At 74.5% G+C, this 1531-nt stretch carries 1 protein-coding gene; it reads right to left on the bottom strand.

The window, feature by feature from the left end; translation table 11 throughout:
- Nucleotides 1-717: 717 nt before the first annotated feature.
- Nucleotides 718-1212 (bottom strand): MarR family winged helix-turn-helix transcriptional regulator, encoded by a 495-nt coding sequence (locus tag AOJ26_RS40755; protein ID WP_053853363.1) that lies wholly within the window; start codon nucleotides 1210-1212, stop codon nucleotides 718-720.
- Nucleotides 1213-1531 lie beyond the last annotated feature (319 nt).

Raw genomic sequence — 1531 nt, 5'->3', positions numbered from 1 at the left:
GTGAACGGACCGACCAGGACGGCCCGCGCTGACTCAATTCGGCAGAACGGTGCGGGGCGTCCGGACTTGCCGGGGCGCCTTGAGTCGACGAGCGCGCGGGGAGGGCGACCGGGCGGAGGGGGCGACCCGCGTCGGCGGAACTGTGAGGGCCGGCCGGGGGCGGGTCGGCCCGCGTGGCCGGAGCTGTGAGGGGACCGACCGGACGGCTCACGTCCGGCCCGCGTGGGCTCGATTCGGAGGAGCGGTGCGGGGCGCCCGGGCCTGCCGGGGCGGCTCGTATCGACGAGCTGCGCGGCGAGGGCGGGCAGGCGGCTCCCGTCGGCTCGATTCGGTGGAGCTGTGAGGGGTGTCCGGCCCTGCTCTGGGCGGCCCGCGGAGACGAGCGCGCGCGGGGCGTCTGGGCGGACGTGGGCCGCTCACGTCGGCAGAGCTGTGAGGGGACCGACCGGGGCGGCTCACGTCCGGCCCGCGTCGGCTCGATTCGGAGGAGCGGTGAGCGGCGTCCGAGCACGCCAGAGCGGCCCGCACCGGCGGAGCTACGAGGGGACGGACCCCGACAGCCCCCGACAGCCGCCGTCAACCCGCGACAGCCCGCACGCCCGCACCGGCCGCACGCCCGCACCGCCCGCACCGCCCGCACCCGCCGGGAACCGACACGGCCGGCCCCGGTTGCCCCGTCCGGCGGAACGTCACCCCGTGTGCCGTCCGGCGCGGGGCCTACTTCTCCATGCCCCGGTTGAGCTGGTGCAGCAGTCGGGCCAGTTCGGTGACCTCCCGCGGGTTCCAGTGGGCCAGGCGGCCCGCGTACCGGGCGCGGCGGGCGTCGCGGACCCGGTGCACCCGGGAGCGGCCCTCCTGCGTGAGGTCGACCAGCCAGGCCCGGCCGTCCGCGGGGTCCGGCTCGCGGGTGACGAGGCCCAGGTCCTCCAGGGCACGCAGCTGTCGGGACATCGTGGCCTTGCCGACCCCGATGTAGCCGGCCAGTTCGGTGGCGCGCTGGCGGCCGCATTCATCCAGACGGACGAGCAGCCCGTAGGCCGCCGACTCCAGGTCGGGATGGACCTCCCGGGCCATCTCCCCCTGGTTGGCCCGGGCGCGGCGCAGCAGGACGGTCAACTCGCGTTCCAGCGCCAGGAATCCGGGCTGGTCCACACCGCTCGGCGCCTTGTCGGCCCCGCCCCGGCCGCCGTCGCCGTTTCCCTCTTCGTGCACGTCAGCCCCTGCCTTGGATTTCCCGGTCGTGAAAGTTTCCGCCAGATTGCGACATCACCGCAGCTCCGTAAGTATTTCGCAGGGCTGGACCAACGGCAGCCTCCGGCCCCTCTTCCCACCCCGTCGTCCCCGTACGTAGCGTCCTGACCGAGCGGTGGCTGGCATGCACACGTCAGCCCGGCACGGCTTTCCCTGTTCCCCCCACCGAGCATCACCGAGCCTTCGGAGGCACGCCATGCCCGTGCACAGACCCGGACCGATACGTCCCCGACGCCTCTTCCTCGTCGGACTCCTGCTCACCGCGTTCTCCCTGCTCCCC

Origin of the sequence: Streptomyces sp. NRRL B-24085, from assembly GCF_001282115.1 — a bacterium.
Taxonomy (GTDB): domain Bacteria; phylum Actinomycetota; class Actinomycetes; order Streptomycetales; family Streptomycetaceae; genus Streptomyces.
This window is presented reverse-complemented; position numbering and strand designations above follow the sequence as displayed.